Source organism: Bacillus cabrialesii, from assembly GCF_004124315.2.
Taxonomy (GTDB): Bacteria; Bacillota; Bacilli; order Bacillales; family Bacillaceae; genus Bacillus; species Bacillus cabrialesii.
Genome location: NZ_CP096889.1, coordinates 665,617 through 689,533, shown reverse-complemented (window position 1 = coordinate 689,533; position 23,917 = coordinate 665,617). Strand labels below are relative to the sequence as shown.

Annotated in this window: 18 protein-coding genes, 4 tRNA genes and 3 rRNA genes; 5 read left to right on the top strand and 20 right to left on the bottom strand. The window is 43.8% G+C overall.

Annotated elements, in window-relative coordinates:
- The first annotated feature begins 106 nt into the window (after window positions 1-106).
- Complete coding sequence (locus EFK13_RS03585) at window positions 107-2,587, top strand: tetratricopeptide repeat protein (protein WP_129506527.1); 2,481 nt, start codon at window positions 107-109, stop codon at window positions 2,585-2,587.
- A gap of 345 nt (window positions 2,588-2,932) precedes the next feature.
- On the opposite strand, the gene EFK13_RS03580 is transcribed toward EFK13_RS03585, so the two are convergent.
- From EFK13_RS03580 to groES, 4 genes are all read right to left on the bottom strand, one after another.
- A complete protein-coding gene (locus EFK13_RS03580; protein WP_129506528.1) occupies window positions 2,933-3,601 on the bottom strand; it encodes a HEPN domain-containing protein in 669 nt (222 codons plus the stop codon).
- On the bottom strand, window positions 3,594-4,739 hold the full coding sequence (locus tag EFK13_RS03575; RefSeq protein WP_129506529.1) for a DUF262 domain-containing protein: 1,146 nt from the start codon (window positions 4,737-4,739) through the stop codon (window positions 3,594-3,596). Before EFK13_RS03575 ends, EFK13_RS03580 begins: the two co-directional genes overlap by 8 nt.
- Window positions 4,740-6,026: 1,287 nt before the next feature.
- On the bottom strand, window positions 6,027-7,661 hold the full coding sequence (gene groL / locus EFK13_RS03570) for a chaperonin GroEL (RefSeq protein ID WP_129506530.1): 1,635 nt from the start codon (window positions 7,659-7,661) through the stop codon (window positions 6,027-6,029).
- A 44-nt stretch (window positions 7,662-7,705) separates the two neighbouring features.
- The gene (groES, locus tag EFK13_RS03565) at window positions 7,706-7,990 is read right to left on the bottom strand and encodes a co-chaperone GroES (protein WP_003155970.1); all 285 of its coding nucleotides are present in this window, start codon (window positions 7,988-7,990) and stop codon (window positions 7,706-7,708) included.
- Window positions 7,991-8,228: 238 nt separating this feature from the next.
- Here groES and EFK13_RS03560 point away from each other — a divergent pair, with 238 nt between their 5' ends.
- Both EFK13_RS03560 and EFK13_RS03555 read left to right on the top strand, forming a co-directional pair.
- Window positions 8,229-8,963 (top strand): CPBP family intramembrane glutamic endopeptidase, encoded by a 735-nt coding sequence (locus EFK13_RS03560; RefSeq protein ID WP_129506531.1) that lies wholly within the window; start codon window positions 8,229-8,231, stop codon window positions 8,961-8,963.
- Complete coding sequence (locus EFK13_RS03555; RefSeq protein WP_003225680.1) at window positions 8,960-9,151, top strand: YdiK family protein; 192 nt, start codon at window positions 8,960-8,962, stop codon at window positions 9,149-9,151. Before EFK13_RS03560 ends, EFK13_RS03555 begins: the two co-directional genes overlap by 4 nt.
- Before the next feature lie 37 nt (window positions 9,152-9,188).
- Here the strand turns inward: EFK13_RS03555 and tatC are convergent, their stop codons facing one another.
- From tatC to moaC, 4 genes are read right to left on the bottom strand one after another with little or no spacing between them, the layout of a single operon-like run.
- Entirely contained in the window at window positions 9,189-9,953 is a 765-nt protein-coding gene (gene tatC / locus EFK13_RS03550) for a twin-arginine translocase subunit TatC (protein WP_015252680.1), read from the bottom strand.
- A 6-nt stretch (window positions 9,954-9,959) separates the two neighbouring features.
- On the bottom strand, window positions 9,960-10,133 hold the full coding sequence (tatAY, locus tag EFK13_RS03545; protein ID WP_003234072.1) for a sec-independent protein translocase protein TatAY: 174 nt from the start codon (window positions 10,131-10,133) through the stop codon (window positions 9,960-9,962).
- Between the two features lie 21 nt (window positions 10,134-10,154).
- Window positions 10,155-10,802 carry a redox-sensing transcriptional repressor Rex gene (locus EFK13_RS03540; RefSeq protein ID WP_003225686.1) on the bottom strand — a complete coding sequence of 216 codons (648 nt, stop codon included), beginning with the start codon at window positions 10,800-10,802 and terminating at the stop codon, window positions 10,155-10,157.
- A complete protein-coding gene (gene moaC / locus EFK13_RS03535; RefSeq protein ID WP_064812569.1) occupies window positions 10,799-11,311 on the bottom strand; it encodes a cyclic pyranopterin monophosphate synthase MoaC in 513 nt (170 codons plus the stop codon). Before moaC ends, EFK13_RS03540 begins: the two co-directional genes overlap by 4 nt.
- Window positions 11,312-11,436: 125 nt before the next feature.
- Between moaC and EFK13_RS03530 the strand changes: the two genes are divergently transcribed.
- On the top strand, window positions 11,437-13,365 hold the full coding sequence (locus EFK13_RS03530) for an ABC-F family ATP-binding cassette domain-containing protein (protein ID WP_129506532.1): 1,929 nt from the start codon (window positions 11,437-11,439) through the stop codon (window positions 13,363-13,365).
- A 226-nt stretch (window positions 13,366-13,591) separates the two neighbouring features.
- On the opposite strand, the gene tsaD is transcribed toward EFK13_RS03530, so the two are convergent.
- The 12 genes from tsaD to EFK13_RS03470 all read right to left on the bottom strand — a co-directional run bounded on the left by tsaD (window position 13,592) and on the right by EFK13_RS03470 (window position 22,724).
- A complete protein-coding gene (tsaD, locus tag EFK13_RS03525; protein WP_129506533.1) occupies window positions 13,592-14,632 on the bottom strand; it encodes a tRNA (adenosine(37)-N6)-threonylcarbamoyltransferase complex transferase subunit TsaD in 1,041 nt (346 codons plus the stop codon).
- Window positions 14,625-15,080 (bottom strand): ribosomal protein S18-alanine N-acetyltransferase, encoded by a 456-nt coding sequence (rimI, locus tag EFK13_RS03520; RefSeq protein ID WP_075749367.1) that lies wholly within the window; start codon window positions 15,078-15,080, stop codon window positions 14,625-14,627. The genes tsaD and rimI overlap by 8 nt, the downstream gene beginning before the upstream one ends.
- Before the next feature lie 9 nt (window positions 15,081-15,089).
- Complete coding sequence (gene tsaB, locus EFK13_RS03515; protein ID WP_129506534.1) at window positions 15,090-15,779, bottom strand: tRNA (adenosine(37)-N6)-threonylcarbamoyltransferase complex dimerization subunit type 1 TsaB; 690 nt, start codon at window positions 15,777-15,779, stop codon at window positions 15,090-15,092.
- On the bottom strand, window positions 15,760-16,236 hold the full coding sequence (gene tsaE, locus EFK13_RS03510; protein WP_129506535.1) for a tRNA (adenosine(37)-N6)-threonylcarbamoyltransferase complex ATPase subunit type 1 TsaE: 477 nt from the start codon (window positions 16,234-16,236) through the stop codon (window positions 15,760-15,762). The genes tsaB and tsaE overlap by 20 nt, the downstream gene beginning before the upstream one ends.
- Window positions 16,237-16,250: 14 nt before the next feature.
- Window positions 16,251-17,228 carry a thiamine-phosphate kinase gene (thiL, locus tag EFK13_RS03505; RefSeq protein ID WP_129506536.1) on the bottom strand — a complete coding sequence of 326 codons (978 nt, stop codon included), beginning with the start codon at window positions 17,226-17,228 and terminating at the stop codon, window positions 16,251-16,253.
- A 178-nt stretch (window positions 17,229-17,406) separates the two neighbouring features.
- A tRNA-Asp gene (locus EFK13_RS03500) sits at window positions 17,407-17,483 on the bottom strand.
- A gap of 64 nt (window positions 17,484-17,547) precedes the next feature.
- Window positions 17,548-17,624: transfer RNA gene (locus EFK13_RS03495), tRNA-Met, on the bottom strand.
- 21 nt (window positions 17,625-17,645) lie between these two features.
- A 5S ribosomal RNA gene (gene rrf / locus EFK13_RS03490) occupies window positions 17,646-17,761 on the bottom strand.
- Between the two features lie 54 nt (window positions 17,762-17,815).
- Window positions 17,816-20,743: ribosomal RNA gene (locus EFK13_RS03485) — 23S ribosomal RNA — on the bottom strand.
- A 169-nt stretch (window positions 20,744-20,912) separates the two neighbouring features.
- Window positions 20,913-22,462 (bottom strand): 16S ribosomal RNA (locus EFK13_RS03480).
- The 16S, 23S and 5S rRNA genes sit together here with 4 tRNA genes alongside, the layout of an rRNA operon.
- 98 nt (window positions 22,463-22,560) lie before the next feature.
- Window positions 22,561-22,634: transfer RNA gene (locus EFK13_RS03475), tRNA-Gly, on the bottom strand.
- Window positions 22,635-22,647: 13 nt separating this feature from the next.
- A tRNA-Arg gene (locus EFK13_RS03470) sits at window positions 22,648-22,724 on the bottom strand.
- Window positions 22,725-23,061: 337 nt separating this feature from the next.
- Here EFK13_RS03470 and EFK13_RS03465 point away from each other — a divergent pair.
- Window positions 23,062-23,916: a manganese catalase family protein gene (locus tag EFK13_RS03465; RefSeq protein ID WP_129506538.1), complete on the top strand. Its 855-nt coding sequence runs from the start codon at window positions 23,062-23,064 to the stop codon at window positions 23,914-23,916.
- The last annotated feature ends 1 nt before the right edge of the window (window position 23,917 follow it).

Genomic DNA, 23,917 nt, shown 5'->3' with positions numbered 1-23,917 from the left:
CAGCCTTTCCTGCTGTATAAAAGGACAGCCGCACTGTACTTTACTATTTTCTCATATACAAAAAACGCTGGATTGATAAAATAGTACTAATAGGAGGTGCAGGCTTATGGCTGAACTTGAAAACCGAAAACATTTTGCACAACTGCTGGCACCTGGCGTCAAATCACTAAAGCTTCATCCTGATTATAAAATCATAAGGAAAAAGAATGAAAAAACAGGACAGTCTTACATAGATAAAATCGCGCTCCAGCTGGGGGTTTCCTCTAACACGATCAAAAGCTGGATCGGACAGATGGGTGAAAACTATATTCCCGGAAGAATCGACGACGGAAAACTGTTCGGGGTGATCTGGATCATTCTCGATAAAACCGACTTCGATATCGAGTGGTTGACCGATCTGCTGGAAACGACCACCATCCCAGTCATCAAACCCGCGTTGCCTGTCTGGGCGGCGTCTTGTCTCAAAAAAGCGAAAACGCTGCGAAAAGACGGATCATTCAGGGCTCCAAGTGAAAATGAAATTGAGAATGTAGTAAAACGGCTGTTTCATGATAAACCCGGCCATGAAACGAATGCGCTTACAGAACAGCCTATCACACATAACTTACCGTCACGCTGGTCCGGACACTTTATCGGGCGCAGCTTTGATATGGAAGCGATCCGGCAATGGTTGCTTTCTCCGTCACCAGTCTGCTTAATCACCGGCTGGGCCGGCATGGGGAAAACCACAATCGCTCTTGAGGCTGCCTATTCCTGTGTTGATGATACTTCAGATTGGCCGGCATTCAACAGCATCATCTGGGTCAGCGCTGATTGGAAAGGATTGAGCTTTAGCGATTTTTTAAATACCATCGCCTATCAGCTCGGACGCACAGAACAAATCGATAAATCAATCAATGAAAAACGATTCGTCGTCCGCAATGCGTTGGCCAATTACACAAGAGAAAAACCGGTCCTGCTGATCGTTGACAGCATCGATACCGCAGAACGTGACATTCACGAATTTATCACCAGCCTTCCGCAAGGCGTGAAAGTCCTCCTCACAGCGCGGGAAAACGTAAAGCAAACCTATCGGGAAAGCTTCGGAGAAATGGCGGCCATCCAGCTCAGCGGCCTTGAACAAACAGATGCCCTTGAATTTTTTCAGCAAGAAGTGCACCGCTGCTTACAAACATGTAACCTCCCACATAAACGGGAAAAGCTGGAGCAGCTGTTACACCTTTCGTCTGACCTGAAAAACGAATACATTTCAGCGACTGCCGGAAACCCGAAAGCCATGGCACTCAGCATCGCCTATATGTCAGACGATGACATACCCGCTCAGCAGCTGATTCATGAGCTTGGAAAAGCAGGCTATTCACTCTTGGAATTGTTTGAGTCCCTCTTTGGCCGCACATGGCACAGATGCAACGAAGATACGCAAAAGCTATGGCAGACGCTTTGCTTTTTCAGCAAGCCGCCGGATGAAAAAAGCCTGGCGGCAGCGGCCGGATTAGACGCTCGCCGTTTTCACTACGCGATTGAACAAATGCGGTCATATGCCCTGATTCAGCCGGAACGAAGCGAAGGAAGAACACACTACTTGGCCCACCAAACCGTTGTCGCTTACGGAGAACAGCACTTGTCCGAACATCACGAATATGAAAAAGAAGCCCGCAGCCGCTGGGCGCACTATTATATTGATTACGCCGAAACCCATTTAAAGCGGGAACAGCCCAACTCTATCTATTGGAGCTATCTCCTGGGACGTGATTTAGACCAAATCAAAAAAGAATGGCCAAACATCCTAAAGGTGATTAAATGGTCAAGTGAAACCGAACAAAAAGAAATCCTAATCGAACTCATCACCCGCATCAGCCATTTTCTAAGCAGAATCAATCTGCCCCTACGAATCGAATACGGACGCAAAGCCGCCGACGCCGCCCATCAAATAGGCCAACACACACGAGAAGCGTACTTCCGAATCGACACAGCAGGCTGGGCCCTGATGGAAGTCAATGATTTAGACGGAGCGCTTCAACAAATTGAAGCTGGCCTAAAGATTCTTGAACAATCAGACGCTCACGATGCCCATGATCTAAAGGTATGGGGAAACGCACTCAAAGCAAGGCTGTTTTTAAAAGCCGGGCAACAGGAAAAAGCAAAGACCATTTTAAACAAAATAGAAGATCAACCGATTTCCCCTACGATTCAACATAGGGTTCTGCTGGTTCGCGGAGACCTAAGCTTTGCGAGAGGTCATGATGAAGAAGCCATTCAACTATACGAAGCGGCAAATGAAATCAGCTCCACGTACGGCGGCGAAAAAACGATAGAAGCCTATTTCAATCTGGGTGTCGCTTACGTGAAGTGTGAACAGTTTGAGAAAGCGGAAGAAGCCTTTGAGCAGATGCTCTATGACAAACATAACGCGAATCAGGTTGAGTTGATCTATTATGATTATGGGATGGCACAGCTGTTGTACCGTAAAGGAGAGAAAACGAAAGCGATGGAATTCAATCAAAAAGCGATTCGTTTGATTGATTCGTGGGAGCCTGCGATTGGGATTCGTGGTGAGGTGGAAAGATTACAGATGGTTATTAAATAAACAAGTAATATATTGTAATTAGATAGGTATATGAGCGTCGACAAATAACTAAGCCCTTTTTAAAATAACCTCTAATCTACCTAGTAATTGATTAGAGGTCTTTTCTGCGATAATTATTTGATTTTCAGAAATAAAAAAAGATTATCATTTTTATTAAAGATTTTAAGTCGATAAATTATCTGTGTCCATTCCTTCCATAAACGAATTATTTCGTTCCAACAAAGTTTTAGACTAACTTATACTAATTCTATACTTACAAGCTATTTAAAATTAATCTAAAGGGTAAACAAAACTTGATGTAACCTTTATTTCATCATATTATCAACCTCAACTTACCCCTTAAATCTAACTTTCACAGAACTTATTTAAAAGTTGTTCATTATACCAATTCAAATAATAGATCACGCTTTCTAATGCGCTGATCAAATCATTATGACCTTTTGTACTAGTCTCTAAGCCATGAGCAATTTTATTCCGAGTATCTATTAGATCATTTATTACTTTTATACTCCTTTGAAGTTTGGCATCATTTGTATCAACGGCTAAAGCAAATGTATCTTTTACATTTTTATGTTTTATATTAGTCATATTCCTATTTAATATTTTGTTATCAATAATTCCACTAATGTAACTCTGAATTAAGTTTTTATCCGCTAAAGCATTAGAAAATCTTTTTCTGAAAATCTCTTTGATAGAAACATCATACGTTGAATTTAATAGCAGCAAACCATACGTGCTTGTTAAGCCATATACTGATGAAGATCTTTCATTTGTATCCATTCTCAATAGCTCTTCATAGTAATTGATAACTTTAATAAAAGAATCATATGTTGCTTCTTCTACTAATTCTTTCAAGAATATAATCTGTCTTTTCAAATCATCTATTTCTTGTGTAATATCATCTGCTTCTACAGGTAATTCAGTTTTGTCTACCTCAATAGCATTTTTATTCTCTACCATTAATCCTGTACTTTTTACCACTTCCATTTCTCTTTCCATTAATTTGTTATTCACTGTAGAAAACCTCCTCTACCGCCCCCAACCTATAATGAATCTTTTCAATACGATTAGTTTGCGAGGAAATTGCATCTACAAACTTTTCATCATTAAATAGGTTAAAGTATTTCTCAATATCTAATTTTGTATTTTCCAACTTTAATTTATCAATACTTATCAATACACTCTCAAATAAGGGAATGTTAAATTTTTTCCCTTTTAAAATATCCTTAATATTATTTATATGTTCTATTTTTTCGATAGGCCTTCTAAATAGATAACCTATTGAAAAATCCACTTGAGATTGTAACCACCTTAATTTTTCCTCGAGGTCTTTAAATATTTTATCTACTGTCTCCTCTTCTATTTTCTGAACATTTGACATAAATCGATTAATTTCTTTTTTATAAGAGATATCACTTTCTAATTCTTTGGATTGAATTAATGATTTAAGAGTAAAATATCTAGCTACAATCTCCTGATCGTTCAGCCTTTTATCTTTAGAATAATCTTTATATTCTTCAGGCATTATCATTTTATATGCAGCTAACCAAAGCGGATTTTCTACAAAAACATTTAATTTTTTTGTGAATTCTCCAAAATATATAGCTCTCCTAATCTCTTGACTATTTAGTTGAATACTTCCGGTATTGATTCTTTCAAATAAACTATACAATGCAATATCCTTATCCACATCTTCTGACAATATCTGAAACACAGAAGCTCTAATATTTGTATTTCTAAGACGTCTTTGTGAGTCTTCATCTATTTCCCTGTAAAATTTTCCTCTCCATTTAGGATTTATATCTTCCCGCTTTAATATTTTTAACTCATTATTTAGAAATTCAACTAGAGTATTTATCCTTTGTTGCCCATCTATTATCATCATACGGCCTTTTTCTAAATCAGTGAAAAACATTCCTGGAATAGGATATCCTAATAAAATGGACTCAATAAATCTTGATTTTCTTTTATTATCCCATACTAATTCCCGCTGGAAATCAGGAACAATTAATTCTTTTTCCTCTCTTAGCAGTTTTAATTCACGTACAGAAAAATCCACGCCCCTTGTTACTACTTTTATTTCATCAACATATTCAATTTTCTCATCTTCATTTTCAATTTGCTGTTTTTCCAGACTAAGTAAATCCTCCATTAAATCACTCCCTTTGTATAATAACCTAATTATACTATTAAACTCACAATAAAGAATTTAAAAAAAGGAAAATCCTTACCGCTCTTCACAAACCACTATTTGGTATAGAAAGGGTAGGAGTAAGTGGACTTACTGCAATTTATTATTATATAAATGGAGTGAAAGGAAAAAATATAAAATAGTTCCGATTAAAGGAGGCAGAGGCTATTCTGAGGAAACGAAATAAGTCAAGGTACCTACCTAGAAGAGACTGACACAACATTTGAGGCTTTTCCTGACGAGTGGCTGTCCCTCTATTAAGGAACGGACGTTTTAAAAGAAAATACTGAGAGAATCCGCAGGCACGAATCAAACGACTATCAGACTATTGAAAACAATATCAGGAAGCCTTAAATGACTTAAAGAAAAAAGGGATATGCTCATCGAACAGGCAAAATAATCTTTAGGGCTATCGAACTGAAAATCCTAAAAAAAGACCCGACACAACATAATCAGGCTCCTAAACAGCAATATTTCAACAAAGATTTGGGATCGAAACAGTTTACCAAAATATTTAGATAGAGAAGAACTCAAACACTACCGCCATATAGCTAAAGAATCAAGATTGATTATGATTACTCTATCTTTTTAATTAATAACAATTACCCATTACGTGCAGACAAAACTTGCAACTTAAAATGGCGCGATATTAATTTTGAAAACAGACTAATAGCATTTCAGTAACATATCACACTCCCACAAACAACAATAAGAATTTAAAGTTATTTACTCAATAAACATTGGCAGCTGTACACATTATTGCTATTGATGAAACCGAATTAATGAATTAAGTAAGCATAAGTTAGCTCAACAACAATTGATGATGAAGTACTGGGATATATTTATACGAAAACTTTATTTTTATGAGCATCGAGGAGTAACTACCTAGTAATCCCCTCTATATTTAAAAATAAGAGAATTGAACTAGACCCATGTTAAAAATGGAAGAACTAAATACAGAACTTACCCCATGCTAGTTATGTCATACTCACACCCCTTTAGCACAGGCTAGGTAACTCTTCTAAATAATAGAACGATTAGGGTACAAAGATGAGGATACGACAAAGGACGTTTATTTGAATGTGACTAAGAAATAAAAAAGGCTTCCCAAAAGTTCAAAGAACTAATGGAAAACCTCTGATTTAGATCCTTATTCAAGAAAATGTTACCCTTTTGTTACTCTTCAGTTATTTTCAAAATAGATAAGAGTCTAGAAACCCCATTTTCACTGGATTTCTGGGGCAATGATTACATCATGCCGCCCATACCGCCCATGCCGCCCATATCAGGCATTCCTGCGCCGCCGGCATTTTCTTCCGGTTTGTCAGCGACAACAGCTTCAGTTGTTAAGAGCATTGCTGCTACAGAAGCTGCGTTTTGCAGTGCAGAGCGTGTTACTTTTGTTGGGTCAACGATACCTTTTTCAATCATGTTTACCCATTCGCCAGTTGCAGCGTTGAAGCCTACGCCGATTTCTTCGTTTTTGAGGCGTTCAACGATGACAGATCCTTCAAGACCAGCGTTATGTGCGATTTGACGGATTGGCTCTTCAAGCGCGCGGAGCACGATGTTGATACCTGTTTGAGCATCGCCTTCAGCTTCAACTGCAGCGACTTTGTTATATACGTTTACAAGCGCTGTACCACCACCGGATACGATGCCTTCTTCAACAGCTGCGCGAGTTGAGTTCAGGGCGTCTTCGATGCGAAGTTTACGCTCTTTCAGCTCAGTTTCTGTCGCAGCGCCGACTTTGATGACAGCTACGCCGCCAGCAAGTTTCGCAAGACGCTCTTGTAATTTTTCTCTGTCGAACTCAGAAGTTGTTTCTTCCACTTGAGCGCGGATTTGAGTCACGCGGGCAGAAATTTTGTCTGTTTCGCCAGCGCCTTCCACGATTGTTGTGTTTTCTTTTGTAACGACAACTTTAGAAGCGCGTCCCAATTGAGTGATTTGAGTAGATTTCAGGTCAAGGCCAAGATCTTCTGTGATGACTTCTCCGCCAGTAAGGACAGCGATGTCTTCAAGCATTGCTTTACGGCGGTCACCGAAGCCAGGAGCTTTAACAGCCACTGCGTTGAATGTGCCGCGAAGTTTGTTCACAACAAGTGTTGCAAGCGCTTCGCCTTCAACGTCTTCTGCGATCAGAAGCAATGGTTTGCCTTGCTGAACAACCTGCTCAAGCACAGGAAGGATTTCTTGAATGTTTGTGATTTTTTTGTCTGTGATTAAGATGTAAGGATTGTCAAGAACCGCTTCCATCTTATCAGAGTCAGTTACCATGTAAGGAGACGCATATCCGCGGTCGAATTGCATACCTTCAACAACCTCTAGCTCAGTTGTGAAGCCTTTAGACTCTTCGATTGTGATAACGCCGTCGTTTCCTACGCGCTCCATTGCTTCAGCGATAAGGCTTCCGACTTCCTCATCAGCAGCAGAGATCGCAGCAACCTGAGCGATAGACTCTTTGCCTTCGATTGGCTTAGAAATTTCTTTTAAGTTTTCGATCGCAACCGCTACAGCTTGTTCCATACCTTTACGCACGCCTACAGGGTTAGCGCCTGCTGTTACGTTTTTAAGGCCTTCACGGATCATTGCTTGCGCAAGAACTGTCGCAGTTGTTGTACCGTCACCGGCAACGTCGTTTGTTTTGCTGGCTACTTCAGCAACAAGCTTCGCACCCATGTTTTCAAACGCGTCTTCGAGTTCGATTTCTTTAGCGATTGTTACACCGTCATTTGTGATTAACGGAGAACCGAATTTTTTCTCTAGAACCACGTTGCGTCCTTTTGGTCCTAAAGTTACTTTTACAGCATCAGCAAGTGCATCGACACCGCGAAGCATTGCGCGGCGAGCTTCTTCACTAAACTTAATATCTTTTGCCATGTTTACAGTACCTCCTCGAATTTTTAAATGTTTTTATTTAAGAATTAGCCGATAACAGCTAAAATATCGCTTTCACGTAAGATTAAGTATTCAGTACCTTCGTATTTCACTTCAGTACCTGCGTATTTTGAGAAGATAATGCGGTCGCCCTCTTTTACTTCTAAAGCAACGCGCTCTCCGCTTTCTAACACGCGACCTGAACCAGCTGCCACGATTTTGCCTTCTTGCGGTTTTTCTTTTGCAGAATCCGGCAACACAATTCCGCTGGCAGTTTTTTCTTCAGATTCTACGAGTTCAATGACAACGCGATCACCTAATGGCTTTAACAATGTAATAACCTCCTCAATAGTATGAATATGTAATTTTAGCACTCAGCACCAAAGAGTGCTAACACAATTCTTATAATAAAGAATCTCACTTCCAATTTCAAGTGATAAGATAAAAAATTTTTCACGCTTACATGATTCTTTTCAGCTCCCTTTTCGGTTCGCTTTTTCACCCCCGTTCCGATTATGTTACAATAGCTGTAGATGAACGAAACCCACATAACAAAGGAGTACATACCATTTGAGAAAACAGTATTGGTTTATTATTTTGACATATATCCTTATGCAGTTTTCTGCATTAATCGGGATTCCCTTGTTATTTAAATTCGGTTATGCCGGAGGACAGCCTACAAAGGAGAATATGCTGCACGCGCAAGGATTATGGTCTGTTATCAGCTTTATCGCCTGTCTCGTTGTCGTTCTGCTCATTCTGAGGACTGTTCCGAAAGAAACGCTGCGAAACGGACAGAAAGACTCAGTCGGACTTTCTATCCTGTGGGCGATAGCCGGTTTTTTCATTGCCCTTTTCTCTCAAGGAATAGCAGGCTCTATTGAATATTATGTATTTGGCATCGGAAGAGAATCAGAAAATACACAAGCGATTCTGGATGTCATTCAGGCAGTCCCGCTCATGATTATGGTTTCTTCTGTCGTCGGGCCTATATTAGAAGAAATCATCTTCAGAAAAATCATTTTCGGCACGCTGTACGAAAAAACGAATTTCTTTTTCGCCGGACTGATCAGCTCGGTTATTTTCGGTATTGTTCACGCTGATTTGAAGCATCTTCTTCTTTATACAGCAATGGGCTTTACCTTTGCCTTCTTGTATGCGAGAACAAAACGGATATGGGTGCCGATATTCGCCCATGTCATGATGAATACATTTGTCGTCATCATGCAGCTTGAGCCTGTTCAGAAGTACCTTGAACAGCAGAGCACACAAATGCAATTGATTATTGGAGGATTATTTTTATGAGAAACCCGGTAGTTTGGGGAATGATCTATTTTGCCGTAGGGTGCATCTTTACTTATCTTGCCGCAAGCTCGCCAGGCAGCATGTGGTCATTTTACTCCATCCTTCTGATGGTGTTCGCCGCTTACAACATCAGCATTTCTTTTAAGATGTTCGCCTTTTCTTTTAAAATCAAAAAGAACCAGAAATAAAGAAAATCCATTTCTCTCATGAGAAATGGATTTTTTATTATTGCCCCGAAGACACGTCCTGATCGGCAGCACTGCTTTTCTGCGCCTTCCGATAAGCGGCCTTCGATATAAGAATACTGATTTCATATAAAATCAAAAGCGGAACAGTCACCATCATATGAGACAAAAGCTCAGGCGGAGTAATCAGGGCAGCGATCACAAGCAGCGTAAAGTACGCATACTTTCTGATTTTCGCTAAGAACATCGGTGTCACAATTCCAAGCCTGGTCAAAAACATGAGGATGACCGGCATTTGAAACAGCAGTCCAAACGGGATCGTCAGCTGCAGAAGAAAATGAAAATACTCATTAATTCCGATCACCTGATTGACATTCAAGTCCTGTGAGATCCGCTTCATAAAATCAACAACAAAAGGAAATAAAATATAATATGAAAAAGATAAGCCCGCTAAAAACAGCAAAATAGAGATCGGAATGTAGCTGAGCGTTACTTTGCGCTCTTTCTCGTAGAGGCCCGGGCTCACAAAAGCCCAAAGCTGATAAAGAATAACCGGCGAAGTCAGGACAATGCCGATGATAAACGCAAACTGCATAAACACATAAAGCGGGTCTGTCAGATTAAACGCGTTTAGCGTAAGCTGCTTCGCTTCATCTGTCTCTTGCAGATACACAATAATCGGCTTCGCTAAAAAGAATCCAGCGATAAAGAAAACGACAAACGCCAGCGCCACAATCAGCAACCGTTTTCGAAGCTCAGCAATATGCTCCAGCAGCGACATTTGATTCACTTTCATTCGTGTCATCCTAACTTACTGATCTTCTTTCTTTTTTTCCTCTTCGTCACTCGTTAATCCTTTAGTAGCGTTTTTGAATTCACGAAGTGTGTCTCCCGCAGCTTTCCCCAACTCAGGCAGCTTTTTGGGACCGAAGATAATCAGAGCAACGATTGCGATAACAGCAAGGCTTCCAGGACCGATCGGCATATTTGGGCTCCTCCTTTCCCTCTATTCGATTTCCTCTAAAACTGAATAATGCTTCAAGAAATAAACCAGTGACTGAAGCTCTACAGCTAAATCTATATGATGAATTCGAATGTGTTCCGGCACATTCAAACGGGCCGGCGTAAAATTAAGAATTCCCTTGATTCCTAACGCGACCAATCTGTCTGTAATCGATTGAGCGGCAACTGCTGGCACTGTAAGAATGGCAACTGATTCATTTTTCACGTGTTGTTCAAGGTCATCAAGGTTATAGACGGGCACGCCGCCTACCTCAGTTCCTATTTTACTCTCATTTATATCAAAAGCCATAGAAATTTTTGTGTTATTATTTTTTGTGAAATTATAGTGAAGAAATGCCGTTCCCAAGTTCCCCACACCAATCAAGATAACATCTGTCATCTCATCCTGATCAAGCGTTTTTCGGAAAAATGACAGCAAATAATCCACATTATATCCATATCCTTTTTTGCCAAGAGCTCCAAAATAGGAAAAATCCCTGCGAATCGTGGCAGAATCAACCTTTACGGCATCACTGAGTTCAGCGGATGAAACACGCTGTTTTCCTGACGCATGCAGATTCTTTAAAAAGCGATAGTAAAGCGGCAGCCGTTTTGCCGTCGCCTGCGGAATTTTTGATTGATCCTTATTCATTTTTGGTCCTCCAAATTATACTCGGATAGTTCTCTTTTAAAGTCACCGTTTTTCCCGCCTGTCTTCTCCAGCAAGAAAGTAGGGCCGATGACCATTCCTTTATCAAGGGCCTTGCACATATCGTAAACGGTAAGAGCGCATACAGATGCGGAAGTGAGCGCTTCCATTTCCACACCTGTACTCCCTTTCGTTTTGACCTGTGCTTTTATATGAAGTATAACTTCTGTTTCTTTTATTTTCCAGTCAAACGATATATCTACCCCGCTCAATGAAAGCGGATGGCACATCGGAATGATATTGGACGTTTGTTTTGCGGCCATAATGCCTGCCACCTGGGCAACAGCCAGTACATCTCCTTTGCCGATATCGTGACTTTGTATTTTCTCGTACACTTCATTCTTCATGTGTACGCTTGAAACAGCCGCCGCAGTACGGACAGTCGAAGATTTTTCGCTGATATCCACCATCTGGGCTCTGCCCTGTTCATTAAAATGAGAAAATCCATTCATATTAAAACTCTCCTTAAACAGATCATACACTATTTCCTTCTCTATGTCTTATTCGGCCAATGTATTGTTTGCTGACTTCTGATTCATAAGCTACACTTAACTTATTATAGCAGAGGTGAAATAATATGATGATCTTACAAATTAATCAGCTGTCCAAATCATTTGGCGCTGATACTATTTTAAACAATATAAAGCTGGAAGTCAGAAATCGCGATCGCGTCGCCATTGTAGGAAGAAATGGCGCGGGAAAATCCACGCTGCTTAAAATTATCGCAGGCCAGCTTTCGTACGAAAAGGGCGAAATCATTAAACCAAAAGATATCACAATGGGATATCTCGCCCAGCATACGGGCTTGGATTCTAAGCTTACCATAAAAGAAGAGCTGCTGACTGTTTTTGACCACTTAAAAGCAATGGAAAAGGAAATGCGGACTATGGAAGAAAAAATGGCGGCAGCTGACCCGAGTGAGTTGGAAAGCATCATGAAAACCTATGACCGGCTTCAGCAGGAATTCAGAGATCAAGGCGGTTATCAATATGAAGCGGATGTCAGATCTGTGCTGCACGGCCTCGGCTTCAGCCATTTTGACGATTCAACACAGGTGCAAAGCCTCAGCGGAGGGCAGAAAACAAGACTCGCCCTTGGTAAGCTACTGTTAACACAGCCTGATTTGCTCATTCTCGATGAGCCGACAAACCATCTTGATATTGATACGCTAACCTGGCTTGAACATTATTTGCAAGGCTATTCAGGCGCTATTCTCATCGTTTCGCATGACCGCTACTTTTTGGACAAAGTGGTAAACCAAGTATACGAGGTATCAAGAGCGGAAAGCAAAAAGTATCACGGCAACTACAGCGCTTATCTCGACCAAAAAGCCGCGCAGTATGAGAAAGATATTAAAATGTATGAAAAGCAGCAGGATGAAATCGCAAAGCTTCAGGACTTCGTAGACCGAAATCTGGCGAGAGCTTCTACCACAAAAAGAGCGCAAAGCCGCCGAAAGCAGCTTGAGCGCATGGAAGTCATGTCAAAACCGCTAGGCGATGAAAAATCGGCAAACTTTCATTTTAATATTACAAAACAGAGCGGAAATGAAGTCCTGCGTGTTCAGGATCTCACAATCAGCTATGAAAACCAGCCGCCGCTTTTAACAGAAGTGTCGTTCATGCTCACAAGAGGAGAAAGCGCTGCCCTTGTCGGCCCTAACGGTATCGGCAAATCAACATTGCTGAAAACATTAATGGACGCCCTTAAGCCAGATCAAGGAACCATCTCGTACGGCTCAAATGTCAGTGTCGGCTACTATGATCAGGAGCAGGCTGAACTGACTTCCTCTAAACGTGTCCTTGACGAGCTGTGGGATGAGTACCCCGGGCTTCCTGAGAAAGAAATCAGAACTTGTCTTGGAAATTTCTTATTCTCCGGAGATGATGTACTAAAACCCGTCCATTCACTGAGCGGAGGAGAAAAAGCTAGGCTGGCCCTTGCTAAGCTGATGCTTCAAAAAGCCAATTTTCTCATCCTTGATGAACCGACGAACCATCTGGACTTAGACAGCAAAGAAGTTCTCGAAAACGCGCTGATTGATTATCCAGGCACACTGTTATTTGTCTCACATGACAGATATTTTATTAACAGAATCGCAACAAGAGTATTGGAGCTTTCTCCAAACCATATAGAGGAGTATCTGGGAGATTACGATTATTATACCGAGAAAAAAATTGAGCAGCTTGAACTGGAGAAAATGAATCAGCAAGAAGCAGCAGAAAAAACACCAGCTGCAGTGAAGTCTGACTCAAAGCGTTCATATGAAGAAGAAAAAGAATGGAAAAAGAAAGAACGCCAACGGCTCCGGCGGATTGAAGAAATTGAAGCCGCTGTTCAAACCATTGAAGAAAACATCAGTCACAACGATGAATTACTCTGTGATCCGGAAGTCTATCAAGACCATGAAAAGGTACAAGCCATCCATGCAGACAACGAGAAACTCAATCAGGAGCTGGAATCTCTTTTGTCCGAATGGGAAGAACTATCCACAGAAGAAGCTTAAAAAAAGTCAAGCACCTCTTTTTAGAGGTGCTTTTTATCCACAGAAAATAACCTTACAAGCAAACGAAGTAAGCGCTTTATACACATTATCCACAAAATTTTCTGAATTTATCCACTTTATTAACAGTGTCTTCAGCCCTTTATCCATCGATATCTTCATAATTACTAACAGATATGTGGATAAATTGAGAATTATCTGTTAATAACAGATGAAAAGCCTCACGCTATTATGTCGTGAGACTTTGATAAGAAGTCAATTCAAGGCCAGGCTGGCCATTCATATCATATGCACCGCGAATTCCCTTTTCAAAAGCAATTGTACCAGCAGCAGCGATCATCGCAGCATTATCCGTACATAACGCTAACGGAGGAATGACGAGCGTAATCCCTTCATGCTGGGCAAATTCCTTTTGTAACGCAGCTCTAAGACCTCTGTTGGCAGCTACTCCTCCTGCTAAAAGGACCTGTTTGACCCCATATTCCTTCGCCGCACGCGCTGTTTTTGTCACCAAGACATCAATCACGCTATTTTGGAAACTGGCAGACAAATCTTCCGGAGCAATCTCTTGTCCTTTTTGAGACGCATTATGAAGTGTATTGATCACCGCAGACTTCAACCCGCTAAAGCTGAAATTGTAAGAGCCTTCTTCGAGCCATGCACGAGGAAGCGGAATATTATCATTCCCTTTTTCAGCAAGCTTGTCAATTTGCGGTCCACCCGGATATGGCAGTCCCATCGTTCGCGCCACTTTGTCGTAAGCTTCTCCTGCTGCATCATCGAGAGTTTCCCCAATGACTTCAAATGACCCGTGTTCCTTCATATAAACCAATTCCGTATGGCCTCCTGAAACGACCAGTGCCAGTGCCGGAAACACGATCTCTTCTACAAGACGATTCGCGTATATATGACCGGCTATATGATGGACGCCAACTAACGGAATATTATGCGCAAAGCTCAATGCTTTAGCAGCGTTCACTCCGATCAGAAGCGCTCCCACCAGTCCCGGGCCTTCAGTTACTGCAATCGCATCAATCTCACTATACGTCATTCCGGCTTTACGAAAAGCTTCTTCTATGACCAACGTGATTTGCTCAACATGATGTCTTGAAGCAATTTCCGGAACAACGCCTCCAAACCGCTTATGGCTTTCAATTTGAGAGGCTACTACGTTTGAAATGATTTCTTTCCCGTTTTTTACGATAGCTGCCGCTGTCTCATCACAGCTTGTTTCAATTCCTAATACGTAAATGTCTTTTTGCTCACTCATTTATCGTCACCCACATAATTAACGCATCTTCCCCGTTATCAGTATAATAGTTCTTTCTTATTCCGCCGGGCTGCATCCCGAACTTTTTATATAAGCCTTGAGCAGGATGATTCGAAACCCTCACTTCAAGCGAAAGCCGTCTTGCGTCTTTTTCCTTGCACAGTTCAACCGCTGAGCGAAAAAGCGTTTCTCCTAAGGACTGGCCGCGATACTCCGGTTTTATTGCTATATTTGTAATTTGTGCGTCGTCCAGCACAATCCAAATTCCGCAATACCCAGCAACATGGCCGTCTTTTTCAATCACAAGATAATGAGCATACGGATTTTCCAGCAGCTCATGATAAAACGAATCCTTCGTCCAAGGAGACGTAAAGGAGGATGTTTCAATTTCGTATACGTGATCAATATCATCAAGCCGCATGTTTCTGACCGCTGCTTTTGTTTTCATGCTATCACCCTACTTTTGACTTTCAATCCATTTCGCTTCAGCTTCTGCCAGCCGCAAGTAATCCGGGACAAGCCTGTGAACGTCTTCTGCTTCCTTATCCGCACCTAAAAAAGCCAATTCCGAAGGACGCGGGTTATGCTGAGCAGCAGCTCCAATGATCCCTTTAGTTCCAAGCACATCCCCTATCATCTGCTTGTGAATAGAGGTATCATGACCTAAAAACAAAACAGGACGATCCTTTTCTTTTAGCATCTCCAGCCATTCGGCCAGCATCACATTTTGATCTGAAACCACTTGCTCCAAAAGCCCGTTTTTGTATTCATACAGGCCTGTATAAACCTGTCCCCGTCTTGCATCAAAGATTGGGCTGATCAGACCGTCAAAATGCCGTCCATTTGCCGCAAGCGTCTCAAGACTTGATACAGCAGCAATCGGAATGTGTAAAGACCAGGCAAGGGTTTTGGCGAGCGTCACACCGATTCTTACTCCTGTATATGAACCCGGGCCTTTTGCAACGACAATTTTAGACAGATCCTGCGGTGTCATATCACAATCATTCAGCAATGAATGAACAGCAGGCATCGCTCTTACAGAGTGGTTCTTTTTCAAATATGTAATGTGTTCTGCTATGACAGTTTCTTCTCTAAGCAGCGCAATGCCCAACGTATAATTAGATGTGTCAATTGCTAATATTGTCATGTCTACTTATCTCCTCACAAAGCATTTCATACCGATCCCCAACAGCAGTAAAGGTCATTTCCCGCTCATCATCACCGGCTCTTTTGATGACAATTTGCAGACGCTCCTCCGGCAGCTGTTCTTCAATTAAATGGGCCCATTCAACGAGACAGACACCTTGTCCGTGGAAATATTCATCAAGTCCCAAATCTTCACTTTCGTCTTCCATTCTATACACATCCATATGATAAAGAGGAAGTGCACCATCGTTATATTCTTTTATAATTGTAAAAGTCGGACTGTTTACAACACGTGTAATTCCAAGTCCTTCCGCAAAACCTTTCGTAAAAGTCGTTTTTCCGGCTCCTAAATCGCCCTCTAATGTCAGGACATCTCCCGGTTTAGCAAACGATGCCGTCAGTTTAGCAATCGCCTTTGTTTCTTCAGGATTTACAGTTCTCCACTTTAATTGCTTCACACGAGTCACCCGTCTTATTTAAAATGATTATATCCTTTTTTCTCTAAAATCCTTGATCCGTCATCAGTTTTTAAAATCACGTTGGATTCTGTTTTTTCTCTGACATGGCCAATCTTTGTAATGGGCAGTTGACGCGTTTCACACTCCTGCTTCAACACTTCCCAATCCCCCTTCGAAACCGTCCCCGTCAGCTCAAAATCCTCCCCGCCAAACAAAGCCCATTTTCTCCAGGTAGGATGAAGCTTAGACAAGTGAGAATGGACTGGAAGCATGCTTTCATCAATTTCAATTGAAACACAGCTGGCTTCCGCAATCTCATTTAGTTCACTAGCTAATCCGTCACTGATATCATTTAAAGCTGTCCGCTTAAAACTCGAGCATAATCTGCCGACGCTTACTCTTGGCTCAGGCCGTTTATGCCTGTGAATAAAGTAATCCGTGTCAATAGCTGAGGTTTGAGGATGAGTTTCCTCCAATAATAAAGAAAGTCCTGCTGCAGATGAACCAATTTCACCGGTTACAAACACAATATCATTCGGTCTTGCCAAGCTGCGCAAACAGGCCCGTCCCTTTTCAACTTCACCGATCACAGTGACTGTAACGACTAATTTGTCAGAGATAGAGACTGTATCGCCGCCAATTAGATCCATATGATATAGTTTCGCCAGTTCATTCATTCCTTCATACATCGCCTTGATTTCGGATTCCGTCCATTTGGGAGGTACCGCAATTGATACTAAATAAAATTTAGGAATGCCTCCCATCGCGGCAATATCACTTATATTAACGGCTAACGCCTTATACCCGATATCTTCAGGTGAGGAATAGAGTAATTTAAAGTGCACATCTTCTACCATAGTATCAACACAAACAATTTCCTGAACGCCGTGTTTTGCAGTGTAGAGCGCTGCATCATCACCTATTCCTACATCAACGGAAGAATGGTGAATGGTCCGCGGAGTAATGCTATGTATCAAATCAAATTCATCCATGAACCAAAACCTCCTTTCAACCTGCTCTTACCTATATTGCTCTTCCTAGTGTATCGAATTTTGCTGGAATATCCAAGATGTTGCCGATATAAAGAAAGCTTGGCTATGACACCAAGCAGAACATACAGTAAAAGAAAACACAAAAAAAACGAAAACATGATCGTTTCGTTTACAATAATGGCGGTCCGGACGGGACTCGAACCCGCGACCTCCTGCGTGACAGGCAGGCATTCTAACCAACTGAACTACCGGACCATATTTATATAGTGAATTATTTCGGTTGCACCCCTTGGGCACTCCTTATTTCATTCAAATAATTTGGTTGCGGGGGCAGGATTTGAACCTGCGACCTTCGGGTTATGAGCCCGACGAGCTACCGAACTGCTCCACCCCGCGATGATATAATTTAAGATAAAAGCTTGGCGGCGTCCTACTCTCACAGGGGGAAACCCCCGACTACCATCGGCGCTGAAGAGCTTAACTTCCGTGTTCGGTATGGGAACGGGTGTGACCTCTTCGCTATCGCCACCAAACAAATTGAGAGTGTTCTCTCAAAACTAGATAACAGGTGTGACATCATTCAAAATGTGGTTAAGTCCTCGATCGATTAGTATCTGTCAGCTCCATGTGTCGCCACACTTCCACCTCAGACCTATCAACCTGATCATCTTTCAGGGATCTTACTTCCTTGCGGAATGGGAAATCTCATCTTGAGGGGGGCTTCATGCTTAGATGCTTTCAGCACTTATCCCGTCCGCACATAGCTACCCAGCGATGCCCTTGGCAGAACAACTGGTACACCAGCGGTGCGTCCATCCCGGTCCTCTCGTACTAAGGACAGCTCCTCTCAAATTTCCTGCGCCCGCGACGGATAGGGACCGAACTGTCTCACGACGTTCTGAACCCAGCTCGCGTACCGCTTTAATGGGCGAACAGCCCAACCCTTGGGACCGACTACAGCCCCAGGATGCGATGAGCCGACATCGAGGTGCCAAACCTCCCCGTCGATGTGGACTCTTGGGGGAGATAAGCCTGTTATCCCCGGGGTAGCTTTTATCCGTTGAGCGATGGCCCTTCCATGCGGAACCACCGGATCACTAAGCCCGACTTTCGTCCCTGCTCGACTTGTAGGTCTCGCAGTCAAGCTCCCTTGTGCCTTTACACTCTGCGAATGATTTCCAACCATTCTGAGGGAACCTTTGGGCGCCTCCGTTACCTTTTAGGAGGCGACCGCCCCAGTCAAACTGCCCACCTGACACTGTCTCCCCGCCCGATAAGGGCGGCGGGTTAGAAGGTCAATACAGCCAGGGTAGTATCCCACCGATGCCTCCACCGAAGCTGGCGCTCCGGTTTCCAAGGCTCCTACCTATCCTGTACAAGCTGTACCAACATTCAATATCAGGCTGCAGTAAAGCTCCACGGGGTCTTTCCGTCCTGTCGCGGGTAACCTGCATCTTCACAGGTACTATAATTTCACCGAGTCTCTCGTTGAGACAGTGCCCAGATCGTTGCGCCTTTCGTGCGGGTCGGAACTTACCCGACAAGGAATTTCGCTACCTTAGGACCGTTATAGTTACGGCCGCCGTTTACTGGGGCTTCAATTCGCACCTTCGCTTACGCTAAGCGCTCCTCTTAACCTTCCAGCACCGGGCAGGCGTCAGCCCCTATACTTCGCCTTACGGCTTCGCAGAGACCTGTGTTTTTGCTAAACAGTCGCCTGGGCCTATTCACTGCGGCTCTCTCGGGCTTGCACCCTAACAGAGCACCCCTTCTCCCGAAGTTACGGGGTCATTTTGCCGAGTTCCTTAACGAGAGTTCTCTCGATCACCTTAGGATTCTCTCCTCGCCTACCTGTGTCGGTTTGCGGTACGGGCACCTCTCACCTCGCTAGAGGCTTTTCTTGGCAGTGTGGAATCAGGAACTTCGCTACTATATTTCGCTCGCCATCACAGCTCAGCCTTATGGGAAACGGATTTGCCTATTTCCCAGCCTAACTGCTTGGACGCGGATATCCAATACCGCGCTTACCCTATCCTCCTGCGTCCCCCCATTGCTCAAATGGTGAGGAGGTGGTACAGGAATATCAACCTGTTGTCCATCGCCTACGCCTTTCGGCCTCGGCTTAGGTCCCGACTAACCCTGAGCGGACGAGCCTTCCTCAGGAAACCTTAGGCATTCGGTGGAGGGGATTCTCACCCCTCTTTCGCTACTCATACCGGCATTCTCACTTCTAAGCGCTCCACCAGTCCTTCCGGTCTGGCTTCACAGCCCTTAGAACGCTCTCCTACCACTGTTCGAAGAACAGTCCGCAGCTTCGGTGATACGTTTAGCCCCGGTACATTTTCGGCGCAGAGTCACTCGACCAGTGAGCTATTACGCACTCTTTAAATGGTGGCTGCTTCTAAGCCAACATCCTGGTTGTCTAAGCAACTCCACATCCTTTTCCACTTAACGTATACTTTGGGACCTTAGCTGGCGGTCTGGGCTGTTTCCCTTTCGACTACGGATCTTATCACTCGCAGTCTGACTCCCAAGGATAAGTCATTGGCATTCGGAGTTTGACTGAATTCGGTAACCCGGTAGGGGCCCCTAGTCCAATCAGTGCTCTACCTCCAAGACTCTTACCTTGAGGCTAGCCCTAAAGCTATTTCGGAGAGAACCAGCTATCTCCAGGTTCGATTGGCATTTCACCCCTACCCACACCTCATCCCCGCACTTTTCAACGTGCGTGGGTTCGGGCCTCCATTCAGTGTTACCTGAACTTCACCCTGGACATGGGTAGATCACCTGGTTTCGGGTCTACGACCACGTACTCATGCGCCCTATTCAGACTCGCTTTCGCTGCGGCTCCGCATCTTCTGCTTAACCTTGCACGGGATCGTAACTCGCCGGTTCATTCTACAAAAGGCACGCCATCACCCGTTAACGGGCTCTGACTACTTGTAGGCACACGGTTTCAGGATCTCTTTCACTCCCCTTCCGGGGTGCTTTTCACCTTTCCCTCACGGTACTGGTTCACTATCGGTCACTAGGGAGTATTTAGCCTTGGGAGATGGTCCTCCCGGATTCCGACGGAATTTCACGTGTTCCGCCGTACTCAGGATCCACTCAGGAGAGAACGAAGTTTTGACTACAGGGCTGTTACCTCCTATGGCGGGCCTTTCCAGACCTCTTCATCTACCTCGTTCTTTTGTAACTCCGTGCAGAGTGTCCTACAACCCCAAGAGGCAAGCCTCTTGGTTTGGGCTAATCCCGTTTCGCTCGCCGCTACTCAGGGAATCGCATTTGCTTTCTCTTCCTCCGGGTACTTAGATGTTTCAGTTCCCCGGGTCTGCCTTCTCATATCCTATGAATTCAGATATGGATACCACTCCATTACGAGTGGTGGGTTTCCCCATTCGGAAATCTCCGGATCAAAGCTTGCTTACAGCTCCCCGAAGCATATCGGTGTTCGTCCCGTCCTTCATCGGCTCCTAGTGCCAAGGCATCCACCGTGCGCCCTTTCTAACTTAACCGTTAAAAAGAATCACTACGTGATATCTTGTGTTACTAATTGAATGTGATGTCTACTGTTATCTAGTTTTCAAAGAACACGTTTCGAAGGAATGATCCTTCAAAACTAAACAAGACAGGGAACGTTCTGTTTATAAGACCCAAGGTCTTATATTCCGTAAATATCCTTAGAAAGGAGGTGATCCAGCCGCACCTTCCGATACGGCTACCTTGTTACGACTTCACCCCAATCATCTGTCCCACCTTCGGCGGCTGGCTCCTAAAAGGTTACCTCACCGACTTCGGGTGTTACAAACTCTCGTGGTGTGACGGGCGGTGTGTACAAGGCCCGGGAACGTATTCACCGCGGCATGCTGATCCGCGATTACTAGCGATTCCAGCTTCACGCAGTCGAGTTGCAGACTGCGATCCGAACTGAGAACAGATTTGTGGGATTGGCTTAACCTCGCGGTTTCGCTGCCCTTTGTTCTGTCCATTGTAGCACGTGTGTAGCCCAGGTCATAAGGGGCATGATGATTTGACGTCATCCCCACCTTCCTCCGGTTTGTCACCGGCAGTCACCTTAGAGTGCCCAACTGAATGCTGGCAACTAAGATCAAGGGTTGCGCTCGTTGCGGGACTTAACCCAACATCTCACGACACGAGCTGACGACAACCATGCACCACCTGTCACTCTGCCCCCGAAGGGGACGTCCTATCTCTAGGATTGTCAGAGGATGTCAAGACCTGGTAAGGTTCTTCGCGTTGCTTCGAATTAAACCACATGCTCCACCGCTTGTGCGGGCCCCCGTCAATTCCTTTGAGTTTCAGTCTTGCGACCGTACTCCCCAGGCGGAGTGCTTAATGCGTTAGCTGCAGCACTAAGGGGCGGAAACCCCCTAACACTTAGCACTCATCGTTTACGGCGTGGACTACCAGGGTATCTAATCCTGTTCGCTCCCCACGCTTTCGCTCCTCAGCGTCAGTTACAGACCAGAGAGTCGCCTTCGCCACTGGTGTTCCTCCACATCTCTACGCATTTCACCGCTACACGTGGAATTCCACTCTCCTCTTCTGCACTCAAGTTCCCCAGTTTCCAATGACCCTCCCCGGTTGAGCCGGGGGCTTTCACATCAGACTTAAGAAACCGCCTGCGAGCCCTTTACGCCCAATAATTCCGGACAACGCTTGCCACCTACGTATTACCGCGGCTGCTGGCACGTAGTTAGCCGTGGCTTTCTGGTTAGGTACCGTCAAGGTACCGCCCTATTCGAACGGTACTTGTTCTTCCCTAACAACAGAGCTTTACGATCCGAAAACCTTCATCACTCACGCGGCGTTGCTCCGTCAGACTTTCGTCCATTGCGGAAGATTCCCTACTGCTGCCTCCCGTAGGAGTCTGGGCCGTGTCTCAGTCCCAGTGTGGCCGATCACCCTCTCAGGTCGGCTACGCATCGTTGCCTTGGTGAGCCGTTACCTCACCAACTAGCTAATGCGCCGCGGGTCCATCTGTAAGTGGTAGCCGAAGCCACCTTTTATGTTTGAACCATGCGGTTCAAACAAGCATCCGGTATTAGCCCCGGTTTCCCGGAGTTATCCCAGTCTTACAGGCAGGTTACCCACGTGTTACTCACCCGTCCGCCGCTAACATCAGGGAGCAAGCTCCCATCTGTCCGCTCGACTTGCATGTATTAGGCACGCCGCCAGCGTTCGTCCTGAGCCAGGATCAAACTCTCCGATAAAGTAGTTTGACTGACTACGCACATCACTGTGCGATTTTATAAAAATGAATTAACAGGTACGTTTTGTCTTGTTTAGTTTTCAAAGATCATTCGATAAATGGAGCGGGTGATGAGAATCGAACTCACGACATCAGCTTGGAAGGCTGAGGTTTTACCACTAAACTACACCCGCGTGGTATTTTTATTGGCGCGCCCGAGAGGAGTCGAACCCCTAACCTTTTGATCCGTAGTCAAACGCTCTATCCAATTGAGCTACGGGCGCTTATCAAGCGACTTAACTATCATACTATCATTTGATGTTGAAGTCAAGAAGTTTTTTTGAAATGCTTTTTTGAAGTTCGAAGCTTTTTAATTCGACCTTACTTATTATACACATTTTTAAAAACTTGTAAACACCTTAGAAAAACTTTTTTTGTTCTTCATGTTGTTTTGTGCTGTTCATCAGCGACGTTTAATAATATACCATGTGTAATTTCTGCGGTCAACACTTTTTCTATATTTTTTATTAGATTCTTTTACGGGCTTAGATATGCGTATATTTTACCTCCCTTTACAAAGGATATAAGAAATCAATCACTAGAAAAGAAATGAGGCATGTTATGTATTACTACAAAGAAGAACTGATAAATATCATTAAGTCAGACAAACCAGACCCTGCAGCCGCTAAGGTGCTGCAGGAAATATTAGGCGGACATTACGGCGAAATGCGTACGATGATGCAGTATTTTTTCCAAAGCTCTAATTTCAGAGGAAAACAGAAACAGTACCGCGATCTGCTCCGTGGCATTTTTTTAGAGGAGATTGCCCACGTTGAACTGGTGCAAAACACAATTAATGCTTTATTAGATGAATCAGGCGGTGCAGGTGTCGGCAGTCAAGGTGCAGATCAGGCTCCGCTTGATGAAGCGGTTAAACATGCTAATCCTCATCATTATATTATTGGGGCGCAAAGTTCACTTCCTGTTGATGCAGGGGGCAATCCGTGGAATGGGTCATGGGTGTATAACCATGGAAACTTAATCACCGACCTGTTGGATAACTTGCTTCTTGAGTCAACAGGCGTGCTGCAAAAAACAAGGATATATGAAATGAGTTCTAATCAGACATTTCGGGAGACACTTGCTTTTCTGATTGTACGCGACAATGCTCATCAGAATGCTTTTGCGAAAGCACTCGAGACATTGGGCGTTGAGTGGGCGAAGCTCCTTCCTGTTCCGAATTACGATATTAATAAATATCCTGAGTGCAGAAAATATGTCGAATTGGGCTATCACAATGCACAGTTTAATTTCAGATTGGATGAGACAAGAATCGGCGAAATCTATCAAGGAACATCTCCGAGCAGAAATGGCGGAGAGTTACAAGTAATAGAGCCTCCGGCTGGGTTCCCTGTTCCAGTGCTACCAGAAATGCCAAATGAACACAGTCCCGGGTTAGGCGATATGAATGCCTGAT

Coding starts and splice junctions, on each gene's coding strand:
- moaC (WP_064812569.1), bottom strand. CDS start 11,311: ATGAATGGATTTTCTCATTTTAATGAACAGGGCAGAGCCCAGATGGTG.
- EFK13_RS03530 (WP_129506532.1), top strand. CDS start 11,437: ATGATGATCTTACAAATTAATCAGCTGTCCAAATCATTTGGCGCTGAT.
- EFK13_RS03575 (WP_129506529.1), bottom strand. CDS start 4,739: ATGGAGGATTTACTTAGTCTGGAAAAACAGCAAATTGAAAATGAAGAT.
- tatC (WP_015252680.1), bottom strand. CDS start 9,953: ATGACACGAATGAAAGTGAATCAAATGTCGCTGCTGGAGCATATTGCT.
- EFK13_RS03585 (WP_129506527.1), top strand. CDS start 107: ATGGCTGAACTTGAAAACCGAAAACATTTTGCACAACTGCTGGCACCT.
- rimI (WP_075749367.1), bottom strand. CDS start 15,080: ATGAAAACAAAAGCAGCGGTCAGAAACATGCGGCTTGATGATATTGAT.
- tsaD (WP_129506533.1), bottom strand. CDS start 14,632: ATGAGTGAGCAAAAAGACATTTACGTATTAGGAATTGAAACAAGCTGT.
- tatAY (WP_003234072.1), bottom strand. CDS start 10,133: ATGCCGATCGGTCCTGGAAGCCTTGCTGTTATCGCAATCGTTGCTCTG.
- EFK13_RS03555 (WP_003225680.1), top strand. CDS start 8,960: ATGAGAAACCCGGTAGTTTGGGGAATGATCTATTTTGCCGTAGGGTGC.
- tsaB (WP_129506534.1), bottom strand. CDS start 15,779: ATGACAATATTAGCAATTGACACATCTAATTATACGTTGGGCATTGCG.
- thiL (WP_129506536.1), bottom strand. CDS start 17,228: ATGGATGAATTTGATTTGATACATAGCATTACTCCGCGGACCATTCAC.
- EFK13_RS03540 (WP_003225686.1), bottom strand. CDS start 10,802: ATGAATAAGGATCAATCAAAAATTCCGCAGGCGACGGCAAAACGGCTG.
- groL (WP_129506530.1), bottom strand. CDS start 7,661: ATGGCAAAAGATATTAAGTTTAGTGAAGAAGCTCGCCGCGCAATGCTT.
- EFK13_RS03465 (WP_129506538.1), top strand. CDS start 23,062: ATGTATTACTACAAAGAAGAACTGATAAATATCATTAAGTCAGACAAA.